The sequence below is a fragment of the Paenibacillus sp. PK1-4R genome, from assembly GCF_030369595.1.
GTDB lineage: Bacteria > Bacillota > Bacilli > Paenibacillales > Paenibacillaceae > Paenibacillus.
Map to the genome: position 1 here is coordinate 6,208,609 of NZ_CP126535.1, position 22,776 is coordinate 6,231,384.

Annotated in this window: 19 protein-coding genes; 4 read left to right on the forward strand and 15 right to left on the reverse strand. The window is 48.0% G+C overall.

Annotated elements, in window-relative coordinates:
* Positions 1–7 precede the first annotated feature (7 nt).
* A complete protein-coding gene (locus QNO02_RS27065) occupies positions 8–943 on the reverse strand; it encodes an ABC transporter ATP-binding protein (RefSeq protein WP_289390468.1) in 936 nt (311 codons plus the stop codon).
* A 211-nt stretch (positions 944–1,154) separates the two neighbouring features.
* Here QNO02_RS27065 and QNO02_RS27070 point away from each other — a divergent pair, with 211 nt between their 5' ends.
* Both QNO02_RS27070 and QNO02_RS27075 read left to right on the forward strand, forming a co-directional pair.
* The gene (locus QNO02_RS27070; RefSeq protein WP_249912629.1) at positions 1,155–2,366 is read left to right on the forward strand and encodes a sensor histidine kinase; all 1,212 of its coding nucleotides are present in this window, start codon (positions 1,155–1,157) and stop codon (positions 2,364–2,366) included.
* A 21-nt stretch (positions 2,367–2,387) separates the two neighbouring features.
* Positions 2,388–3,077, forward strand: a complete 690-nt coding sequence (locus tag QNO02_RS27075; protein ID WP_289390469.1) for a response regulator transcription factor — start codon at positions 2,388–2,390, stop codon at positions 3,075–3,077.
* A gap of 91 nt (positions 3,078–3,168) precedes the next feature.
* On the opposite strand, the gene QNO02_RS27080 is transcribed toward QNO02_RS27075, so the two are convergent.
* From QNO02_RS27080 to ftsE, 5 genes are all read right to left on the reverse strand, one after another.
* Positions 3,169–4,497 (reverse strand): PDZ domain-containing protein, encoded by a 1,329-nt coding sequence (locus tag QNO02_RS27080; protein ID WP_289390470.1) that lies wholly within the window; start codon positions 4,495–4,497, stop codon positions 3,169–3,171.
* A gap of 64 nt (positions 4,498–4,561) precedes the next feature.
* Positions 4,562–6,034, reverse strand: a complete 1,473-nt coding sequence (locus QNO02_RS27085; RefSeq protein ID WP_289390471.1) for a S41 family peptidase — start codon at positions 6,032–6,034, stop codon at positions 4,562–4,564.
* A gap of 135 nt (positions 6,035–6,169) precedes the next feature.
* On the reverse strand, positions 6,170–7,450 hold the full coding sequence (locus tag QNO02_RS27090; RefSeq protein ID WP_133386058.1) for a murein hydrolase activator EnvC family protein: 1,281 nt from the start codon (positions 7,448–7,450) through the stop codon (positions 6,170–6,172).
* Between the two features lie 188 nt (positions 7,451–7,638).
* Positions 7,639–8,556 (reverse strand): permease-like cell division protein FtsX, encoded by a 918-nt coding sequence (ftsX, locus tag QNO02_RS27095; protein ID WP_091036421.1) that lies wholly within the window; start codon positions 8,554–8,556, stop codon positions 7,639–7,641.
* Positions 8,546–9,232, reverse strand: a complete 687-nt coding sequence (ftsE, locus tag QNO02_RS27100) for a cell division ATP-binding protein FtsE (protein WP_024631580.1) — start codon at positions 9,230–9,232, stop codon at positions 8,546–8,548. The genes ftsX and ftsE overlap by 11 nt, the downstream gene beginning before the upstream one ends.
* Before the next feature lie 254 nt (positions 9,233–9,486).
* Between ftsE and QNO02_RS27105 the strand changes: the two genes are divergently transcribed.
* A complete protein-coding gene (locus QNO02_RS27105) occupies positions 9,487–10,920 on the forward strand; it encodes a VanW family protein (protein WP_289390472.1) in 1,434 nt (477 codons plus the stop codon).
* A gap of 149 nt (positions 10,921–11,069) precedes the next feature.
* On the opposite strand, the gene QNO02_RS27110 is transcribed toward QNO02_RS27105, so the two are convergent.
* From QNO02_RS27110 to QNO02_RS27125, 4 genes are all read right to left on the reverse strand, one after another.
* Positions 11,070–12,623, reverse strand: a complete 1,554-nt coding sequence (locus QNO02_RS27110; protein ID WP_289390473.1) for an MDR family MFS transporter — start codon at positions 12,621–12,623, stop codon at positions 11,070–11,072.
* A 72-nt stretch (positions 12,624–12,695) separates the two neighbouring features.
* Positions 12,696–13,379: a hypothetical protein gene (locus QNO02_RS27115; protein ID WP_289390474.1), complete on the reverse strand. Its 684-nt coding sequence runs from the start codon at positions 13,377–13,379 to the stop codon at positions 12,696–12,698.
* 34 nt (positions 13,380–13,413) lie between these two features.
* On the reverse strand, positions 13,414–14,142 hold the full coding sequence (locus QNO02_RS27120; protein WP_091036410.1) for a polymer-forming cytoskeletal protein: 729 nt from the start codon (positions 14,140–14,142) through the stop codon (positions 13,414–13,416).
* Between the two features lie 14 nt (positions 14,143–14,156).
* Entirely contained in the window at positions 14,157–14,780 is a 624-nt protein-coding gene (locus QNO02_RS27125; RefSeq protein WP_133386062.1) for a YhbD family protein, read from the reverse strand.
* Between the two features lie 273 nt (positions 14,781–15,053).
* On the opposite strand from QNO02_RS27125, the gene QNO02_RS27130 reads away from it, so the two are divergent.
* Positions 15,054–15,842, forward strand: a complete 789-nt coding sequence (locus QNO02_RS27130; RefSeq protein WP_289390475.1) for an alpha/beta hydrolase — start codon at positions 15,054–15,056, stop codon at positions 15,840–15,842.
* A gap of 203 nt (positions 15,843–16,045) precedes the next feature.
* Here the strand turns inward: QNO02_RS27130 and argH are convergent, their stop codons facing one another.
* From argH to argB, 5 genes are all read right to left on the reverse strand, one after another.
* Positions 16,046–17,449 carry an argininosuccinate lyase gene (gene argH / locus QNO02_RS27135; protein WP_036612430.1) on the reverse strand — a complete coding sequence of 468 codons (1,404 nt, stop codon included), beginning with the start codon at positions 17,447–17,449 and terminating at the stop codon, positions 16,046–16,048.
* A gap of 106 nt (positions 17,450–17,555) precedes the next feature.
* Positions 17,556–18,791 (reverse strand): argininosuccinate synthase, encoded by a 1,236-nt coding sequence (locus QNO02_RS27140; protein ID WP_017692004.1) that lies wholly within the window; start codon positions 18,789–18,791, stop codon positions 17,556–17,558.
* A 324-nt stretch (positions 18,792–19,115) separates the two neighbouring features.
* On the reverse strand, positions 19,116–20,081 hold the full coding sequence (gene argF, locus QNO02_RS27145) for an ornithine carbamoyltransferase (RefSeq protein WP_017692003.1): 966 nt from the start codon (positions 20,079–20,081) through the stop codon (positions 19,116–19,118).
* A gap of 199 nt (positions 20,082–20,280) precedes the next feature.
* Positions 20,281–21,534, reverse strand: coding sequence for an aspartate aminotransferase family protein (locus QNO02_RS27150; RefSeq protein ID WP_289390476.1), 1,254 nt, complete (start codon positions 21,532–21,534; stop codon positions 20,281–20,283).
* A 359-nt stretch (positions 21,535–21,893) separates the two neighbouring features.
* Positions 21,894–22,733, reverse strand: a complete 840-nt coding sequence (gene argB, locus QNO02_RS27155) for an acetylglutamate kinase (protein ID WP_289390477.1) — start codon at positions 22,731–22,733, stop codon at positions 21,894–21,896.
* Between the last annotated feature and the right edge of the window lie 43 nt (positions 22,734–22,776).

Here is a 22,776-nt window from a genome sequence, read left to right on the forward strand (position 1 = left end):
GTTCCCCCTAGTCCCGAAGCGTACGCCCGGTCAGATTGAGGAACAACGTTTCCAGATCCGGCTCTTCGACCTTGAGCGACTGAATGGATATTTCATGTTTGCTGCAAATGAAGAGCAGATCCTGGAGATCCTGCTGTGCCGAGGGCAGCGTAATAGTTAGCGTATTCTCTGAAACGTCTACCATCCGCACGCGAGGGTGAAGTTTCAGTTCTTCCACAACGTCGGCACCGATACCGGAAGTGGAGAGCACTACTTTTTCCTCCGATGCTACCCGTTCTCTCAGCTCTGCTTCAGTCCCACAGGCAATGATTCGCCCCTGATCCATAATCGCAACCCGGTGACTAATCGCCGCCACTTCCTCCATGTAATGACTTGTATATATGATCGTTGAACCCATCTTGTTAAGTGTGCGTACCGATTCAAGAATATGATTCCGAGATTGCGGATCAATGCCAACTGTAGGTTCATCCATGATAATTAGATCCGGGCGATGTGTAATCGCACATGCGATGTTTAACCTGCGTTTCATACCACCAGAGAAGGTCGAGGGGGCATCCTTTGCTTTATCCTGCAACCCTACAAATTCAAGGGACTCCTGCACTCTTTCCTTAAGCAATTTTCCACGCAGTCCATACAGTCTGGCAAAAAAGGTCACATTCTCCGCAGCAGACATGGTTTCGTATAAAGCCAGATCCTGCGGAACCAGTCCGATCTTGCGCTTTACTTCAAGCGGTCGCTCCTTGACCGAGATCCCATCTAATCTGATTTCACCCTGATCCATATTCAAGAGCCCTGCAATCATGCTGATGGTGGTACTTTTTCCTGCTCCATTGGGACCAAGCAATCCAAAAATCTCGCCTTTGCCAACACTAAGGTTCAAATGATCCACGGACAGCTTGCTGCCGTATCGTTTTACTACATGATCTACTTCAAGTATGCCCATCCCTTATACGCCCCTTTTCCGTTTCGGCTTCCGCCGCTGGATTTCATAATTTTATTGTAACGGATCGCAATCTGTAGCGAAGGTACGAAAAGTCATGAATCGAAGGTGACTTAAGTCATCTCCTGATTCGAATGCTGCTTATGGTATAATCAAGGGCGCATTACCAAGAGATTTTCTACTCCACTTTTTATATAAAGGATGTCATTTACATATGCCGATGCGGTTTCTGCAATACGGATTAATTATCGTTCCAGCAGTGCTGTACCTGTTGATGCTGCCCTTGGAAAACGAAGCTGTCTACACCCTGCATATCATCATCGCGCTTGGACTCTCTGTGTGGAAAGATTTCAACCGTTCAAGTACACAGCAATGGCTGTTGCTTCTGGCCGAAATACTCTGGAGCTGCTGGCTGATTGTTTCGTATGGACCGTTTCTGCTATTCCTCTCTCTATCCGTGCTCTACGTATATATATACAGACTGGAGGGAAGTAGGAGATGGTTGATGTTTGCGATTCAGCTCATTGCTAACAATGTCGCTTTGCATTGGCATTATTCTGTCCCACAGGCATCGCAGCCTGGGTTAACCACACTAAATACAACCGCCACTGCATTACTCTCCACAGAGACAATTGCGATGGTTCTTGGCAACCTGCTTCTGCTCATCACAGCGGCTCTGTCCTGGCAGGGATCAAGAACGGCGAGCAGCCGCGGACAACTGGAACAAGTCTATGACGAGCTCCGCAGCAAACATTACGAGCTACAAGAAGCGCGTGCGCAGCTGCTGTTATTTACAAAGCAACTTGAAGGAGTGGCTCAGGCAGAGGAACGTACCCGTATCTCCAGACAGCTTCATGACGATATCGGGCATCGACTGATTCGCACCAAAATGATGTCGGAAGCCGCCCTGCTGACCCTTCCCCTGAATATGGAACAAGGAACGGAAATGGTGAGACAGATTCGCGATCAATTGGCCGATAGTATGGATGATATGCGCAGCACACTGCACAAACTGCAACCTAATTCCTATGCATCCGAAGCCTACGCCCTGGATCGTCTCCTAGAGGAAGTGGGCAGAGATACCGGCGTGAAGACAAATTATGAAGTTCATGGCCCATCTCATGTGCTGTATCCCAGCATACAGATCGTTTTGTTCAAAAATGCCAAAGAAGCCTTGACCAATGCCCTGCGACATGGAAATGCTTCTTCGATCACAGTGGAGTTGGTATTCGGGGATCAAGAAGTGTGTATGAGTGTGAGTAATGATGGCAAAATCAATCCTCATTCTTCCAAGCGAAATGGCATAGGACAGGAAGGCATGCTTCTGCGCACACAAATGGTGGGAGGAGTCCTGGAGATTCAATCAGCTTATCCGTATACAGTGATTACACGCATTCCATTAACGAACCAGATGGATATACTCTGAAAAAAGGAAGTGAATGTTTTCATGTCCAAACGGAATGATGTGAACCAAAACAATGATTCAGCCCAACTCCCACTTATTCGGCTGATTCTCGCCGACGATGATTACTTCATTCGTGAGAGCCTGAAAGTGCTGCTCGGACTGGACTCCGGCATTCGCGTTACAGGCACAGCCTCAAATGGACAGGAAGCGTTGGAATTGCTTGAAGCAGGAACGCCTGCGGACGTGGTGTTGATGGATATTCGGATGCCGGAATGTGACGGAGTTGAAGGTACCAAACGCATCAAGTCATGTTTTCCTGAAATCCAGGTGCTCATGCTGACTACGTTTGACGACGATGAGTATATTATTCAGGCATTGCAGAATGGCGCAAGCGGTTATTTACTCAAAAATGTGCCCCCTGAGCGGATCATTCAAGGCATCAAGACCGTACATAACGGCGATATGTTAATTCATCCGGATATTGCCCGCAAATTGGCAGGCCTTCTCCGTCCCGCTGCGATTCCCCTGACACAGAACCCAATCGAAGCCTATGGACTGACACGTATGGAGCTGGCGGTTGCCGAGGCCATATCGGAGGGGTTGTCCAATAAGGAAATTGCCGCCAAACTGTTCCTCAGTGAAGGCACAGTCAAAAACTACGTGACGGATATTCTCGGCAAGCTGAGCTTGCGTGATCGGACCCAAATCGCCATCTTTATGTTAAAACAATAACAAAAAAGGTATTTCCCTTGCCTGCGACGGCGTTAGGAAATACCTTTTTCATTGCTTGATTTATGCAAACATACTTCATCACGTATGCTAGTTACATCTCCACGGACCCTTTATCACTGGACACCGGGGCTGGCGGTAACGCCAAGGGAGCTTCGTCCTTTTGTGGTTTTTTCAGACGGGCAAACAATTTGAGGTTGATGATATGGAACAGCGTCAGTGGACGTAACCGAATCGCCCAAACCTCGTGATTGTCCGGTGCCATAATGACCCCAAGCTGATGATGCTCCCCTTCATAGATCGCTCGTTGCATGAACTTGCTTTCTCCCTGATGATTGCGAACCTCAAGTTTGCAAAAAGCCGGGTTCATCCGCAGGGCACGATGCAACTCTTCCGGCGAATGAACCAACTTACCATTCACCTTGTACAAGGTCTCTCCTGCTTCAATCCCCAAATCCGCTGCAGGACTCTCCGGAATAACAGCCAATACTTTCAACCCATGCTGCGGATGAACAAATACCGGACTGCGGTTTTGCTCTTCAAACGCGCTGTACCATACCAGAAATTCATGTCCAATAAAAGCGATCAGCGCAGCAACCACCATGAGTGGAGACCACCATGCAGCAAGCAAACTGAACACAAGCAAAGTTGCCCCGTATATCATCAACCGCTTTGATGAGATCTGTACCTTTTGTCCCGGAAGCATACTCTGCGTTATCTCACCAAATCCGAGCATAATCGGCAACGCAACCAGCATGTAACTATGACCTGCATTCATCAGTGGATTCCATGCCAGCTCCGCGCCACCTCCTGTGACTGGAACAAGAATCAGTAGAGGAATGGCCCAGAACTGCTGCAGTTGATATCCACCAACCAGTTTCCCGCGTTTTCCCTCGAAGAGAAGTGGTGATGCCATTGATACCCCCTGCATGCGTACCAACAGGGCTTCACCCATATGTAGAAGGGCCGCCAGGACAAGCAGTGCAGGCAAATCCAGGGTACGTAGCGTTCCCGTTATACTCCCTATCCAACCCGATGGTTGCCAGCCTGAAGCCAGATTCAAACCAAATTGCAACACACCCAGTAACCCGGCCGCATAAGCAAAGCACAGATACCGGATACGGAACAAGGATAGAATTAATGTTGCAGCCCATATGCATATCAGGCTTCCCAGTGTAAGATGTGCACCCAGGAATAGGGACACAATTGAGACGATGGTACCGATGAGTATGCCTCCGAGCACCGCACGAATCGTCTGTGTTATCGAGCTTTGCAAACGAACATGGAACAATTTACGCTCCTGCAGTAACTGACGATGATAGATCAGCGCAATCAGGATCACCGCAATATAATAAAACGGCTGAATAAACAACTGCAACAAAGCTTCCCCTAATGTAGTTAACCACGGCCATACCCATTCCATTGTGGTCGGTCACCCCTCTCTTTCAGCCGGTTCAGAAAAAAAGAAGGCTGAAAATCAGCCTTCTTTATGGCTTCGACACAGCGGACGAAATATCCTTCGAGACATTTTCGATCGCGCGTTTCAGCTGTGCATCATATTGAGGATTGGCAATACGTTCAATCAGAGCCGCTTCCAGTGATTCAGCGGTTTTCTCGTCAATCTGGCCTGTAGCCTGAATGCCTTTTTGCTTCTGGAATGCTTTAACCGCTTCTTCTGTCTTCTGGTCGTAGTATCCGTCCACACGATCCGGTTTGAAATCGAGTCCTCTCAGCATCGTCTGCGCACTTTTCACATCCGTGCTATTGCTGTCATATTTCAGTGGTAACTTCTCTTTATTAATCGGTGCCACCGAGAAATAATCCGGTTGGTCTACCGCAATATCCGGTTTGATTCCTTTTTCATGAATCCAGTCTCCGTTCGGAGTGAGCCACTTGGCAATTGTGATCTTCAGCAAGCTGCCGTCACCCATTTGCTTGTCATAACTCGTCTGCACGGTTCCTTTACCAAAGGAGTTTTCACCAATCAACTTAGCGCCTGCTGACTGTTGTAATGCCCCGGCCAAAATCTCCGACGCACTCGCACTGCCTTTGTTCATCAGGACTGTGACTGGATAAGCCTTTGCTGATCCATTGGACTTGCTTTGTTCCTTTTTGCCGTTCTTGTCTTCAACTTGCACAATAACCTTGCCTTTAGGAACAAACTGTTCAGCAATATCAATAACGACTTGCAATACACCGCCTGGGTCATTCCGTACATCGATGACCAGACCTTTCATGTTCTGCTTCTCAAGCTTCGCCAACTCTTCCTTGAAGCGATCACCTGTATTCAAAGAGAATTGAGTAATGGCAATAACGCCAATTCCGCCATCCTCCATGTGAGCATATACGGTCTCCAGATCAATGTCATCCCGTACAATCACAAATTCAATCAGTTCGGAAGATCCGGCACGTTTGACCTGTACCTTCGCTTCACTGCCCTTGGGACCTCTGATTTTGTTAACAGCCTTGTTCAGTTCCAACCCTTGCAGGGATTCGCCATTGACCGACATAATCATGTCTTTTGCACGAATACCCGCTTTCTCGGCAGGTGATCCTTTGATTGGGGAAACAACAACAACGTTTCCATCCTGTGAGGATACCTCTGCGCCAATACCGGTAAATGAACCTTCGATCGACTCTTCAAACTGAGCAGCCGTTTCCTGCCCCATATAGTTGGAGTACGGATCACCAAGCGATTCCATCATGCCGTTGATCGCACCGTCAATCAATTTGGTCTGATCCACATCTTTATAATAGTTGCTTGAGATCAAATCCATCGCGGTTTCAATCTTCTTCAAATCGTTCTTCTGCTGTGTATTACCGGTTACACTGGCCAGCAAACCTTCGCCCGGTGTGGCCTGGCTCGCTATTCCCGGATACGTCATTAATACCAGGGTTAGTAAACTACCGCCAAGGAGACCCACAATGACAAGCAGTAGCGCCGATCTTTTCTTCATCATCCGTTTGTCACCGCCTTTAGTTTTGAAGCGTGTCCGATTCCATTGTTGCCAGAATCCATTCCCTGAACATGCCAGCTTATTATATGTCTAGCTTGTACGGAATATGTTTTTTCCATTCGAACGATGGAGCAATAATTACAAATAGTTCATCGGATTTACAGCGGTACCGTTATCTCTCACTTCAAAGTGCAAGTGAGGTCCAGTAGAGTTCCCTGTATTTCCTGACTCAGCAATGGTATCCCCTTTGCTTACAGTGTCTCCCTTGCTGACTTTGAATCCACCTTCGCGCAAGTGACCATATAACGTCCATAGTCCACCGCCGTGGTCCACAATAACCGTATAGCCATAACCGCTATACCATTCAGCCATGATCACGATTCCGCCAGAAGCAGCGTGAACCGAAGTTCCCTGAGGAACAGCAAAATCGACACCGGCATGCATCTTACCCACTACGCCCGTAATCGGATGGGTACGGGGACCGAATGGAGAAGAAATACGTCCTCCAGATACCGGTCTTGAGAAGATACCATTACCGGATGAATACGTGACCTCACTGCTGCTATCCGAACTCACTCTGGTTGGCGCCTTGGCTGCAGCTTTCGCCCGGGCTGCTGCCGCGGCTTTTGCTTTGGCTGCAGCTGCAGCCTGCTGTTCACGCAATTTATTTTTCTCTTGAAGAAGTGCCGAACGTTTGCTGGCAATCTGCATTAATACATCTTCCTGCTCTTGTGTCAGCTCTTCTGACTCTTCAATTTTAGCATCATATGAAGCGAGAAGCACTTGCTTTTCCGCTTCTTTTTCATTCAATTGGGACTTGCGCTGTTTCTTCTGTGCATACAGGCTCTTGGCTTCCGCATATTGCACATCCAATTCTGCCTTTTTGTCCACGACAAGTTGCTTGTCCGCTTTGTGCTCATCCAGCAGATGCTGATCCTGATCCACAATCGTTTTGAGTGAATCCGCACGGGTCAGGAAGTCAGTGAAGCTAGTAGAGGACAACAATACATCCAGATAGGATACAGCACCGTCCGTATACATCAGGCGCACGCGTGACTCCAACAATTTTTCCCTTGCAACGATGCGTTCTTCTGCCGCTTGCAGATCTTTTTTCGTTGTACGGAGATCTTCCTCCGTGTTCTCGATCTGCAAGGATACACTCGCCAGTTCATCACTAACGACATTGATCTGTTCCATGACAACCTTCAGATAAGCGTTGGTTTTGTTCTTGTAATGCTGTGCTTCCTTTTTATTGGAAGCCGCTTTTTTTTGCTCCTGCTTGGCAGAAGCCGCCTTGCTCTCCAGTTGCTGAATCTGTTGGTCAATATCGCTGATGCTACTCTTGGCATATCCGTCAGAAGGTTGAAGCGTCAAACCGGCCAATAACGTAAAGGCCAGCAGCGAAGCGGTTTTTTTCAAAATGATGATCCCCCATCCTATGATTTCACAAGAAAGCAACCTGCACAGGTGGTGAACAGCATGTTCTTTGCTTTCTTCAATCTTAAAAGACTCCGTCTTTCCTACATATCGTCAAACAGCGTCCATTAATGAACCTGCTTTACCATTCTTTTCGACATATTCTGCAATTCGATCGTTGAAAACAAAATTTAAACGTTGAGTGATTTCCGAATGGACAGCGTACTTCCCAAAATACCTACCAGCACACCGAGTCCGATCAACAGTGTTCCAAACAGCCCCCAGATTTCGCCCAGCGGAATCAAGTTAAGCATCTGCATGAAGACATCCTGACCAATCGTGTTCATCAACTGGCTGTATCCAACAAACAGCACACCAACCGTAATGACCGAGCCAATAAATCCAATGAGTGCACCTTCAATAAAGAAAGGCCAGCGAATAAAGGTATTGGTTGCGCCAACCAGCTTCATAATTCCGATCTCCCGGCGACGTGCCAGAATCGTTACGCGAATCGTATTCGAGATCAGGAACATGGACATGAGACCCAGTCCCCCAACAAAAATAAATCCGATGTTACGAACAAGTTTCGTAAATTTGAACAACACTTCCACCGTTTCCTTGCCGTAGTTCACTTTCATGATCGGCTTCTCCGGGTGTTTTTCGTTCAAAGCTTCAATTTTTTGCGCCACAAAAGTGACGGTTTCCGGTTCAATGACCTCAACTTCAATGGTCTCCGGCAGTGGGTTGTTGTCCACATCGAAACCGCTAAGCACGTTATCTGCACTCTCTCCAAGACGCTCACGGAACTCCTTGAGTCCTTCTTCCTTGGAAACAAAACGAATCTCACTTACTTCAGGCATCGCGCTGATTTCTTGCTCCAGTGTGTTACGCAGGTTCTCGTCCACATTCAGTTCGAGGAACGTGCTGATCTCCACCTGGCTATCAACCTGATTCGCCATCGAGTTCACATTGAGCACCAGCAACATAAACACACCAAGAATCAATAAGGACACAATGATGGACATGATGGAGGCCACAGACATCCAGCCGTTGCGGAATACGTTTTTGAATCCCTCCCGCAAATGGCGCAAGAGAGTACTAAAATTCATAACCGTATTCCCCTCTCATCTGATCCCGTACAATCTGTCCACGTTCAATGGCGATTACCCGCTTACGCATCGTATTCACGATATCTTTGTTGTGGGTTGCCATAACAATGGTTGTTCCCCGGAAATTAATTTCATCCAGCAGTTGCATAATGCCCCATGACGTCTCCGGATCGAGGTTACCTGTAGGCTCATCCGCGATAATAACCGATGGGTTATTGACGATAGCCCGTGCAATGGCAATTCGCTGCTGTTCTCCACCCGAGAGCTGTGAAGGTTCACGATTCGCCTTGCTGCGCAGTCCCACCAGATCAAGCACTTCCATCACCCGTTTCTTGATATGACGCTTCGGTGCTTCAATAACTTCCATGGCAAATGCCACATTCTCAAATGCTGTCATCCGTGGCAGCAGACGAAAATCCTGGAACACAACGCCGATGTTACGACGCACATAAGGAATCTTTCTTGGCTTCAACTTACCAATATTAAATCCGTTAATGGATATTTGTCCTTTGGTCGGAACTTCTTCTCTGTACATCAATTTCATAAATGTCGATTTACCTGCGCCGGACGGACCGACGATATAGACAAATTCATTGCGGTCGATCTTCACCGACACCCCTTGTAATGCGTGGGTCCCATTGGCGTAGGTCTTCCACACGTCCTGCATTTCTATCACATCATCACTTCCTGCTCGCATAGTTAGCCATTATCATTTCGACACAATCCCGGCATTTCCTTTAAAAAGACCTGAATTTCATCAGGAAAAAATCCACTTCGTTCCTGTTTCAATGGTGAAGCATGGATTCATATGAAGTTTATTGTAACAAATTTGTTACCTATTGAGTACCCGAAAGTTTTCCTGCATTGGATCATATATATAGAAAGTGTTACAAAGTGCGGAACAACAGAAGTATAAAGGAGCGTACGGTTATGAAAAAAATACATGTGACGGTCATTGTTCTATTCTCCATCCTCTTGATCGGCTCCGCGTCTTATGGATTGCTGTATATGTACGTGAATCAACCTGCCCTGCCCAAAGATGTTCATGTTGGCGGCATGCTGGTGGAGGGGAAGAATCGCAAGAACGTATTGCATGAATTGGATGAACAGATCCAAAAGCTGGAGGACTGGCCTGTCACATTTGAAGTGACTGAACCCAACCCCCAGACGATGTCGTATACCGCAGCTCAGGTGGGGGTGAGTTACAACGTTAACAGCTTGGAGTCCGCAATACAGCAGCTGGAGGAAGGTAACCTGTGGGAACGCGCTTATGCACGTTATCATTTTCCGAAAGAGTTCTCTCTCGATATGACCTACAACTCAAGACCACTCCAAGAACATCTCAGCCCTGCCTGGGAAAAAGAAACCTTCGGTACACCTGCGGACGCTGTTCGCCGCATTACCACAAGTGACAAAGTCCAGTATATCCCGGAAAAGGGCGTCCGCCGGATTGATTGGGATACACTCACAAATCTCATTCAGACCAAGTTGCACCGAGATTTCAGTGTACTGAACCCGGATGAGAAACCCGCCCCACTGCTGATCCAGGTACCACTGTATACGCTGAAACCCGAAGTAACTCTTGATTCGCTACGCCAGGAAGGCATTGACCGAAAGATCATCCAGTTCTCCACGGGTCTGGGCAATAGTAGTGAAGGCCGGATACATAATGTCAGCGCAGCGGCGGAAGCGATTAACGGCATGATTTTGCCACCGGATGCCACATTCGATTATGAGAAGATCATCCGTAAAGCGGAGAAGGATTATGGGTTTCGTGAGGCACCGGTCATTGTCAATGGAAGACTTACCCCCGGAATTGGCGGGGGGATCTGCCAGGTATCCAGTACGGTGTATAACGCAGCGCTATTGACGGGTCTTGATATTATTGAGCGTCGCAACCATTCCCTGCCGGTCAAATATTTGCCGAAAGGATTGGATGCCACCTTTGCCTCGGGAGCCATCAATTTTCGCTTCAAGAATAATACTGGAAAGTCCTTACTCATTCATGCAGAGGTGAAGAACCACCAATTGATGGTGAAATTTTTCGGCACATTCCCGGAGAATGTCAGCTATGCCCTTGAATCTCGTACCATTGAAACATTAAGTGTTCCAGTAAAATATGTGTCCAGTACTGTACTGCCTGATGGTGCACAGCAGGTGCTGCAAGACGGACAGCCCGGATATATTGTCGAGACGGTAAGAACCAAAAGGCTGGACGGCAAAGTGGTCGAATCCAAAACGATTACACGGGACACGTACAAAGCTCAGAATCGCCTGATTGCCCGCTCCGGTCATAGCAGCCTGCCTGATCCACAAGGGCCTTCTGTGGTCGAGGACGGGATTAGCGATACAAAACAGCCTTAGGTTCCTTTTCTGAAGCCAACAAAAACAAAAAGACACACATCCCGTCCCTTTTGCAGGTACGCGAGAAGTGTGTCTTTCATGTTTTAAGCTAAGATAAGTTATTCGTTTTTATAAATTACGAGTAGCCGCTGTATCGTATGCATAACGGTTTAGTGACCGCCTGTGTATTCGCCTTGCTCTTCGCCTACAACCATCTTCTCTTTTCCCATGAAGAAGGAAGCGACCAACGCGAGTGCAGCCGGAATTACAGCCCAGGCAAATAACTGTACGATGGAAGAAGACAGGGCATGTGTGATGGTATCCAGCACCTGAGGCGGAATCGCCTGTCTGAGTTCTGGTGAGAGCAACGCATGTGGATCGGTCAGATCCACTCCCTGAGGCACGCCACCCGCTGAAGCACCGCCTGCTTCCGCAGTTGAACCAGCGTGAGCATCGTTCATTTTACGCGTAAATACCTGGCTCTGTACGATACCAAAGATCGTAATGCCCATCGTCATGCCGAGGGACCGCAAAAAGTTAAGCGTGGAGCTCGCCGCACCGCGTCTTTGCGGTTCAAACGCGTTCATGGCTGCATTGCTGAGTACTGAGAACGAGGCACCGACACCCAGACCTACCATCACCATGTAAATACGTATCGTCCAGAGGGAAGAACCCTCATCCAGTGTAGTCAGCAATCCGAGTCCAATGACAAGTAAGGCCAACGTAGGGATCATGATATTGCGATACTTGATTTTGGTCATCAACACCCCACCCAGGGACGCCGTCACAACGGACCCAAGCATCATGGGCAGCAGCACAAGACCGGAGTTGGTCGCTTTACCACCAAGTACCCCCTGTATGAAGATCGGAATGTACACGGATGCTGTAATGAACGCCGCACCACTGAACATACCAATAACGTTACTGGACCAGTAGACCCGGTTGCGGAACATGCCAAAGGAGATGATTGGTTCTTTGGCTTTTGTTTCTGCAAAAAGGAAGAGCAACGCTAATGCTACAAATCCGGCAAACAAGCCAAGAATCTGCCAGGAACCCCAGGCAAACGTTTTGCCGCCCAGTTCCAGACCAAAGATCAGGCACACAACAGCACCGATCAGCGTTACAGCACCCAGCCAGTCGATCTGTTGGGATTGATGCTGATGAGACTCCTTGTAGAAGAACGCAATAAACACAAATGCAATCAAGCCTAGCGGCAGGTTGATATAGAATACCCATTCCCATGTCGCATACTGGGTAATGTAAGCACCGAGCAGAGGTCCAAATACGCTGGACAGGCCAAACACGGCTCCAAACAATCCACCCAATTTACCACGTGATTCTGGTGCAACGACATCAAACATGATCGTAAAGGCAATCGGCACCAGGGCCCCCGCACCAATACCTTGAATCGCTCTGTACATCGTCAATTCCACAATAGACGTTGCCGTTCCGCACAGCGCTGAGCCAAGCATAAACACAATAATACCAAATACAAAAAACTTCTTCCGTCCATACATATCGGATAGCTTACCAAAGATCGGCATCCCTGCCATCTCAGCCACCATGTACGCGGAGGTAACCCAGACGAACTTGTCGAGCCCACCCAGCTTCCCGACAATGTCCCCCATAGCTGTTGCCACGATGGTGTTATCCATCGAAGCCATAAGTATGCTGAGCAGTAACCCTGCCAGCACCAATCCAATACTGTTTTTACGTGCAACCATTGTACTCAATCTCTCCATTCACGCTCTATTCATATGACTGCATTAGTATATCCGAAAAGAAGTTTTCGTTAATCAGTCCAAGGACCGATTGCTTTGCAGCAAAACTTCCGATTGCGGATGAATTTGCAGAGATGAACGGTATTCCACTGTACCAATCCGGCAGCCAGGACCGATTTTTATTTTATCGCCACGGACAATCTCGGCCTCCGTATTCTCTAATTCAATGTCGTCACCTTCGATAATCTGTGCTTTAAGAATTGATTTATTCCCCGTAAACAAGTCATTCAACCGCCCACTCTTCACCGAGATGATGGAACCGCCCATTTCCTTCACCTCTGAAGGACCCATGATTTTGAGTGTCATGTGTTCAGCGCTGAGCATCCCTGCTATCGTCAATCGTCCGTTCAGCTTGATATTTTCTGCCTGACAATCCCCTGACAGATGAAGTTCACCGACAACTTTTATATGCTCAGCTTTGGCATGCAGGCCAGATACCTGGATTCCATCCTCAACATCGTTGCTGGCCTCTCGCTCTGTCAGAGTAAGGGTGCCGGTAATTTTAATATCTGTGGATTCAAGCGATCCGTATATGACCGATGTACCCGTACATTTGAATCGATCACAAGATAGATTGTCGTTAAAGGACGCGTCCCCTACGACCTTGATCTTGCCGTACACGCCACCAGAAGAACTGCCATCACCAACGATGCTGATATCCATTTTTTTGTCCAATGAACGCCCAGGATTGTTATTCATTTCGATCCCATCCCTTTCTCTCCATATCCAAACTTTAAATTTGCTGACTGCTGCCCACCTTGGCATCCTGATCTATCTCAAGTTCACCCGAATACTCGACCAGCCTGATGTTACAGCCGCGACCGATAAAAATGTTACTCCCCCGAACAATATCAGCTTCAGTATCTTCCAGCACAATCTCATCACCCTCAATTAAGGAAGTCTTAAATGAAGGGGTCCCGCCCAGACCAATACTTTTCCAAAATCCATTCTGTTGTTCCTTGCGACGAATATCGATACGCTCTCCGCCAATCTCTTTAGCCGAAGAAGATGTATGCAGCCTGATCTCCACTGTTCCCGCATTCAGTAAGCCGCTGATCTTAATATTGCCCCGTACATTCAGGGACTCACATTGGACATCCCCTTCAATATCGATCACACCGCCAATATCAATTCGTTCCCCATCCACTCTTCCACGTACGGTACACTTTCCGTTCACTTCAAGCTCAGGGCTATGGAGATCTCCGTTAATCGTAGTTAAGCCATCCACCCGAACACGAGAACTGGTCAAAGGGCCATTCAACGTACACATGCCGTTAATCGTTACACTCTCGGAGCTCAAAGCGCCGTGCATCTTCAATGTTCCATTCACTTCCATAGAGGTGCAGTCCAGGTTGCCGTTCACCTTAGCCATGCCATCAATAGATACACGGTGAAAATTCCCGCCTGCCGTTTGACTTATGCCCGCCACATTCAGATCATTCCGCTTATTCCGCTCTTCCATAGATGATCCTCTCCTTATCCCAATTTGAGTTTTAGTTCTTCCATAAATGTTCCCATCGGCTTCCTAAGAACCACCTTCACACCATTGTCAAAATAAAACTCCGTTCCTGCTGTTACCAGCATGAATGAAGGAACACCCATCTTACGAATAAGCACGAGTTCGCTGGGTTTGCCTGTAAAACGATAATAATGTTCGGACATCACTTCGATCAGCAAAGCACCCTCTTGCCGAGTAATATCTCCGCTCATTAACAGCTTATCAAGGACGTAGAGCATCATAATCTGCTCCAAAGCATACAGCGATTGTTCCCGACCTGCTTCTTTCAACAGATCCAGCGAGATTTGTGAAACAATGTTTCGCTCTAATAGTAGCTGTGCAGACATCTCCACTTCACCCAATGTAGGTGAGAACACGTCTGCCAGTTCATCCAGCGATAATCCGTCTTTCATATTGAGAATCTTGTCAATGCGCAGTAAAATCTGTTGTTTGGGAAAAAAGGTCTCTTGTCCGGTGTAGGACGATTTCCGAATGAACCATTCTTCCGGAATGAGATTTTTCCGCTTCCAGCGGTACAACTGGCCGTATGAGATTCCTGTCAGGTCCAACAATTCTTTCTTGGAGATCAAATCATCCGTCATATATGGTCCCCCTTTTTATTGAAACGAGTGTAACATAACATTGTTACGTTGTAAAGTGCGTTAAAAATCGATAATCCAATTACATACTTCCATATTGACCACTGGTGTGAAATTCTTTGTTTTCTACTGTAGATCTTGTTATTGCAATGGAAGAGTAATGCGTATAACCTGTTACATATAAACACTTTGGAGGCTTAGGCATCCGATTTCCATCCCATCGTCTCATGTCAGAACACGTGGTTAACGAACTTATGAAAGGGGTCTCTTACACTTATGGCACTTATTAAATGTGATTTTTACTCAGATACGCTCGGGCTTAGCACCAGCATGCATGTCATTCTGCCGCAACAAACCCACAATCAGATCGGTATGGAGAATGTGACCGGCAAAGGACTGCACCCAACCCTATACCTGCTGCACGGTCTGTCTGATGATGATTCCATCTGGCTGCGTCGCACATCGATCGAACGTTATGTGGCCAACCTCGGGATCGCCGTTGTTATGCCACAGGTACATCGTAGCTTCTATACAGATATGGTAGAAGGCGGACGTTATTGGAGCTTTATCAGTGAAGAACTGCCGGCACTTGCTCGTTCTTTCTTCCCATTGTCAGATCAACGGGAGGACAATTTCGTTGCTGGTTTATCTATGGGTGGTTATGGCGCGTTCAAGCTGGCCCTTCGTAAACCAGATCAATACGCTGCAGCTGCAAGTTTGTCTGGAGCACTCGATATGTCTGCACATATGGATAGAAACGCATCCTCAGCATTGCAACAGACTGAGTTACAACGTATTTTCGGACCAGAGGTGACAGGTACAGAGAACGATCTGATCCATCTGTTAAAAGAAAATCAATCTAGCGAAAGTCCTCGACCTTTGCTCTACCAATGTTGCGGAACGGAAGATTTCCTGTATGAGGATAATCAAACCTTCCGTCATGCCTGTGAACAAACGAACTTCGCATTGACATACGAGGAAGGGCCTGGTGAACATGAGTGGGGCTACTGGGATGCCAAGATCCAGGATGTATTGAAATGGTTGCCTTTGCCCAAGCGCGATTAGTGGATCATTGGGAGCTACTGAGGATAAAGAAGGCTGGTACTCCGATGACAGAACAACCTTCCTTCCATTCGCAGTTGAATTGAATATATTTAAAGCATATCGCTGTATAACACAAAAAGCAGGCCGCTGAGAACAAAGTTCTCTGGCCTGCTTTTTTTATTGTACTGTCGTATCTGTAAGGGTACCTTATATTAGCGGTGGTATTAACCGCGGTTCGTAATCCATTGCTCGGTGATCTCAAGTACCTTTTCACTGCGTCCGATGGCTTCAGCGACTTGACCCGAAGCTGTTCCGCCGTAAACATTACGAGCGTTCACAACCGCTTCCGGTTGCAGCACATCATAGATCCGGTCATCAAACAGTGGTGAGAACTGACGGAATTCATCAATCGTCAGATCCAGCAAATACTTGCTGTTCTGGATGCAGTACAGCACCGTTTTACCAATCACTTCATGCGCCTGACGGAAAGGCAAGCCTTCACCCACGAGGAAGTCGGCAATATCCGTAGCGTTGGAGAAATCCTGGTTGACCGCTTGACGCATCCGATCCTTGTTCACTGTCATTGTTGCGATCATTGGAGCAAACAGTTGCAGTGCGCCCTCCAGCGTCGCTACTGTATCAAACATGCCTTCTTTGTCTTCCTGCATGTCTTTGTTGTATGCCAGTGGAAGAGATTTCAATACTGTCAGCAAGCCGATCAGGTTGCCGTATACACGTCCTGTTTTACCACGAACGAGTTCAGGAACGTCCGGATTTTTCTTCTGAGGCATGATGCTGCTGCCTGTGCAGAATGCATCGTCCAGTTCAACGAATCCAAACTCTGTGCTGCTCCACAGCACCAACTCTTCACTCAGACGGGACAAGTGAGTCATGATCAGCGAAGCTGCCGCAAGAAACTCAACGATGAAGTCACGGTCGCTTACTGCGTCCAGACTGTTCTCGTACACGCCGTCGAAGCCCAGTTGTTCCGCCACAAAATGACGGTCAATCGGGAATGTTGTGCCCGCGAGCGCACCTGCGCCCAGTGGCAGGATGTTAATGCGTTTGTAGCTGTCCATCAGACGCTCCGCATCCCGTTGGAACATGGATACATACGCCATCAGGTGATGGGCGAACAGAATTGGCTGTGCCCGTTGAAGATGCGTATAACCCGGTACAATTGTATCGAGGTTATCTTTTGCTTGTCCAATCAGTGCTTCCTGCAAGGAATGCAGCATGCCCACAAATCCGACCACGCGCTCACGCAGGTACAAGTGCATATCTGTTGCAACTTGATCGTTCCGGCTACGGCCTGTATGTAATTTGCCGCCTACAGGGCCAATCGTCTCGATCAGGTTTTTCTCAATATTCATGTGGATGTCTTCGTCCGATACGGAGAATTCCACTTCACCTGCACGGATTTTGTGCAAAACGGTGATCAGCCCTTCTTTGATCGTCTCTACATCTTCCGCCGGAAGAATACCGCATTTGCCCAGCATCGTCACATGGGCCAGACTGCCCTGAATGTCTTCCTCAGCCAAAGCCTTGTCAAAATTGATCGATGCCGTATATTCCTCAACCAAATGATTGGTTTGTTTTGTGAAACGTCCTCCCCACAGCTTGCTCACAGTGAGTACTCCCCTTTCGCTCATGGACAAAGCCGCTCCTGCCAGATGTGCAAGAACGGCCTGCCTTGTCATTTATATTGGTGTAGCTTTATTGTGCAGGTTGAAATTAGTTTTTGTTTTGCTCCACGCCGGAGTTTACTTTCAAACGCAGTGCATTCAGGCGGATGAAACCTGTTGCATCACCTTGATCGTAGGCTTGCGTTGGATCAGCTTCCATCGTTGCGATGTCCGGATTGTAGAGGCTGACAGGACTTTTCACACCTGCGCCGATGATGTTGCCTTTGTACAGTTTCACACGAACCGTACCTGTTACGTTCTTCTGGCTTTCAGTCACCAGCGCTTGCAGCGCCAGACGTTCCGGTGCAAACCAGAAACCGTTGTAAACGAGTGTGCTGTAACGTGTGATCAGGCTATCACGCAGGTTCATCACTTCACGGTCCATCGTGATGGATTCCATTTTGCGATGTGCGGTGAACAAGATCGTTCCACCTGGTGTTTCGTACACGCCACGGCTCTTCATACCCACAAAACGGTTCTCAACCATATCTACACGGCCAATACCATGTTTACCACCCAGCTCGTTCAGTTGCTCCATCACTTGCAGCGGGCTCAGGCGCTCACCGTTCAGCGCGACACAGTCACCTTGTTCGAATTCCAGTTCAACATATTCCGCTTGATCTGGTGCATCTTCAGGTGCACTGCTCAGCAAGAACATGTCTTTGTTCTCGTCCGCGCTTGGATCGAACCAAGGATCTTCGAGCACACCGCTCTCATAGCTGATATGCAGCAAGTTACGGTCTGTGGAGTATGGTTTAGCTGCAGATGCGGTTACCGGAATACCATGTTTCTCAGCGTAAGCAATCATCTCGGCACGTCCCGGGAACTGGTTACGGAATTCTTCCAGACGCCAAGGTGCAATTACGTTAATGTCTGGTGTCAGCGCAGCCGCGTTCAACTCAAAGCGAACTTGGTCATTTCCTTTACCTGTAGCGCCGTGAGCGATGGCCGTAGCCCCTTCTGCACGAGCGATGTCCACCATACGTTTAGCGATCAGTGGGCGAGCGATACTTGTACCAAGCAGGTATTGTCCTTCATAGAGGGCACCCGCCTGGAACATCGGATAGATGAAATCTTTTGCGAATTCATCGCGCAGATCGTCGATGTATACTTTGGAAGCGCCTGTTGCCAGTGCTTTTTCCTCCAAACCGTCCAATTCATCCTTTTGTCCAATATCCGCTGTGAATGCAATAATCTCAGCATCATACGTTTCTTTCAACCATTTCAATATTACAGATGTGTCCAACCCGCCTGAATATGCGAGTACAATTTTTTCCTTAGCCATGTTCAATGGTCCTCCCCAAGATCAGTTAAGTTAAACAGAGCCTTCATACACTGAATCCTACAAGCCAGAAAACCCTTCCGATCACTGTTATCCCCAGATTTTTTCATCCCTTTATGATAAAGGGTAAAATCCGGGGATAGCCTATGCTTCCGATGCAGCTTTCTTTCAGAAAGCTTTCAGGTGCACGCTTCGCTTCTTCAGGCTTTTTCTGTCTCTCCGTGTTTGTGTATGCTTCTTATTTAATTAACTTTTTAAAGTACATTATAGATGAATCTATCATCGCGAAATCTGCGCCTAAAATCAACCCATTCAATGAAATAGCAGCTATTCGCTCATTAACGCAGCCATTAATGCTTTCTGTGCATGCAAGCGATTCTCCGCCTGATCAAAGATCAGGGAGTTCGGTCCGTCAATTACACCGGCACTCACTTCTTCGCCGCGGTGTGCTGGCAGACAATGCAAGAACATGTAGTCCGGCTTCGCGCCTTTCATCAGTTCCTCGTCTACTTGATATGCCGCAAATGCCTGCTCCCGAATCTTCTGCTCTTCTTCAAAGCCCATACTTGCCCATACATCCGTGTACACGATATCTGCATCTTTGGCTGCTTCTTGTGCACTGTAGGTTACAGTCACTTCAGAACCGCTCTCCTGTGCGATAATGCGTGCCTGCTCCACAACTGCGCTATCCGGCTCATAGCCTTCTGGCGTTGCTACAGCAACATGCATTCCCATCTTCGCTGCACCGAGCATCAGGGAGTGTGCCATGTTGTTGCCATCTCCGATGTAAGCCATTTTCAGACCTGCCAGCTTACCTTTGTGCTCCAGCACCGTTTGGAAGTCTGCCAGTACCTGACAAGGATGCGCTGCATCGCTCAGTCCGTTAATGACCGGCACATCCGCATGCTCTGCCAGTTCAGTTACATTATGGTGTCCAAAGGTACGGATCATGATGCCGTCCAGGTAACGGGACAATACTTTGGCTGTATCATGTGTTGTTTCCCCGCGCCCCAGTTGGATATCATTTTTGCTCAGGAAGAGTGCGTGTCCGCCCAATTGGAACATGCCTACTTCAAAGGATACACGCGTACGTGTGGATGATTTTTCAAAAATAAGTCCGATCGTTTTACCTTTCAACGGTTGAAAAGGTACACCGCTTTTTTGCTTGCCTTTAATCTCAATCGCGAGATCAAGCAGATAACGAATTTCCTCTGCTGTGTAGTCCGTGAATTCGATAAAATCCCGGCCTCTCAGATCAATCTTTTGAACCTTTTCCGTCTGTTGTGCTGTCATGTATAATGTCCTCCTTATTTCCGGTTCCCTGCACCCGCATGGGCAGAAGAGAGAGCAACGTTGACACTGTGTCTTGGTGCTTCTCAATTTTATTCATTTCCACCTTCTGCAAGTTCACCGCGCGGCTACAGGGATTCATCATCTCATTCTGCTTCGAGGCCGGTAATGGCCCCGAGACAGAAAGGTTCTCATTTTTATATTAGGCTTTCGCCGCTACGTGCTCTTCGATCAATGTGCCTACCAGCGATACGGCCTCGTCGATCTCTTCTTTGCTCACATACAGGTTCGGAAGCAAACGAATCACATTTGGTCCTGCAGAGACGAACAAGATACCGCGTTTTTGCCCAGCAAGCACAATATCACCTACCGGCTCAGCACATTCAATACCGACCAACAATCCCAAGCCACGTACTTCCTTCACAAAGGAATTGCCCGCCAAACGATTCCGCAGGGAGCTCATCAGGTATTCACCCATCTCCGCTGCACGCTCTGGCAAGCGATCTTCAAGCATCGTTTCGATTGTAGCAATCACAACGGATGAAGCAAGTGGTGTTCCGCCAAATGTCGTTGCATGACTTCCTGGCGTGAACGCATCCCGCAAGAAGCCTTTACCCAGCATTGCGCCTACAGGGAAACCACTGCCGATACCTTTGGCAACGGTGAACACGTCTGGCTCAATGCCATAATGTTCGTGCGCGAACAGTTTACCCGTACGTCCCATTCCTGTTTGTACTTCATCGACAATCAGAAGCAACCCATGCTCGTCACACAATCTCCGTACATGTTTGACGAATTCCGGTTCGACCGGATATACACCACCTTCGGCTTGAACCATTTCCAGCATAATAGCTGCAGTGTTGGGTCCAATTGCCGCTTCCAGTGCAGGAATATCATGCAAAGGTACGGTTACAAATCCGGCTGGCAATGGCAAAAATCCTTCTTTCACCTTATCCTGTCCGGTTGCTGTCAGTGTTGCAAGCGTCCGTCCATGGAAGGATTGGGCAAATGTAATCACTTCATAGCGATCTGTGCCTTTCACCTTCTGGTGATAACGACGGGCTACCTTAATAGCCGCTTCGTTCGCTTCGGCACCACTGTTACAGAAGAACACTGCATCAGCGCATGTATTGGCTGTCAGCAATGCTGCTGCCTTCTCCTGGCCTGGAATCTGGAACAGGTTGGACACATGCCACAGCTCATCAATCTGAGCTTTCAGCTTGGCTCCAACTTTCTCCGGTGCATGGCCCAGGCTAGTTACAGCGAGGCCACACATGAAATCGAGATAGCGGTTGCCCTGGTCGTCCCACAACCAGCTGCCTTTACCTTTAACCAGACTGATTGGATAACGCGCATACGTTTGGAAAAGCGAGCTTTCCGTCTGTGCTGCTGCACCTGTTGCTGTTGCGCCCGCTACCGCTGTGCCAGAACCTGGCTGTTCGTTGCCTTTTGCCATGACCATATCACTCCTTATTGGTTGGTGCACGCCTAAGGTGAATAAACATAACACTAGACCACTTCGATTGCAGTCCATCTTCCGAACGTATGCATACTTCCACTTCGATGACAGAACAACCTTCCGATCGCTGTTATCCCCGGATTTCTTTGATTAATTTTCTAAAGGTTGAACTCCGGGGATAAAGGCGCACGCTTCGCTTCTTCAGGTTATTTCTGTCCTCTCCGTTCTTGCGTCTTTTCTTCAGATTGGCTCTGCACTCTTCCGTTATCGCGTTATGCCCAGATTCACAAAAAAATCGTGCACATATTTTTTTATATAATATAAGGCTAGTAAGACCCTAGCACTTCGAGAGCAAATTATTGCATACGGATGATTCTTGTTCCGATGATTTCTCCGCCGAGCACTCGGCTCAGGATTTGAGGTTCGCTGCCGTCTACGATGATGACCTCACGTACTTGACCATGGATACAAGCGATAGCTGCACGCACTTTGGGAATCATGCCGCCATAGATTTCTCCGGTCTGGATCATGTCCTCAATCTCTTGTACAGATACGGATGGCAGTACTTTTTTCTCGCCCCCTACGTTCTTCATGATGCCAGGAACGTCAGTCACGACAATCATCCGACTTACGCCAAGATGAGACGCCACTGCACCCGCAGCTGTATCTGCGTTGATGTTGTAGCGTTGTCCAGTTGCATCTACACCAACTGGTGCGATAACCGGCATGTATCCCATGTTCACAATTCCTTGGATAATCTCTGCGTTCACACCAGTGACATCGCCTACCCAACCGATCTCTGCGTGGTTTGTAACAGGTTTAGCCTGGATCAGACCCCCGTCCACGCCAGACAAGCCTAGTGCACGACCGCCCACACGTTGAATCAAACGCACGATCTGTTTGTTGATACTTCCAGCGAGTACCATCTCCACTACGTCCAGCACAGGTTCAGTCGTTTTGCGCAGGCCATTAACGAATTCGGTTTCGATACCAAGCTTCGCCAGGTTATCCGAGATCGCAGGACCTCCGCCATGCACGATGACTGGCTGTGTACCCTGAGACTGCAAATCACGCAGATCCGCAAAGAAAGACTCGGGCAATGCTGCCAGCGTGCTGCCTCCACATTTCATGACAAACATCTGTTTCTCTGTGCTCGCTTCCGTTGCGGTACTCTTGTTTGGCATTGTTGAATTCATGAGGGCAAGCTCCTATCATAGTAAAAATTATATTCAAAAAAAT